The 322-nt window shown below is 75.2% G+C and carries 1 protein-coding gene; it reads left to right on the top strand.

The genetic code is table 11. The features are described from left to right. Nucleotides 1–77: 77 nt before the first annotated feature. Nucleotides 78–322 (top strand): ketoreductase domain-containing protein (locus UK12_RS44695; RefSeq protein WP_269432072.1); only part of this gene is annotated, 245 nt, incomplete at its 3' end.

Raw genomic sequence — 322 nt, 5'->3', positions numbered from 1 at the left:
GGCCACCTGCGGCCACGGGCGGCCGGGCGCCCCAAGCTCGACCCCGACCGCCGAGCCAGGCTCGCGGCGTTGGCACGGTGCGGCCTGGACACCGTCATCGCCCGCGGCGTGGCCGCGGAGATAGACAAGACCTTCGGCCCGCTCCCCCCGACCCTCGTGCGGGAAGGCGTGAGCTCGCCCGGGTGCTGGCACCGAAGGTGCGGGGCCTGGTCAACCTGGACGCACTGAGCCGCGACCTGCCGCTGCGGGCCTTCGTCTGCTTCTCCTCCATCACCGGCGCGTTCGGCAACGCCGGCCAGGGCGACTACGCCGCCGCCAACGC

This window comes from Saccharothrix sp. ST-888 (assembly GCF_000955975.1).
GTDB lineage: Bacteria > Actinomycetota > Actinomycetes > Streptomycetales > Streptomycetaceae > Kitasatospora.
Note: the sequence above shows the minus strand (reverse complement) of the source record. Positions and strands in the feature narration are given on the sequence as shown.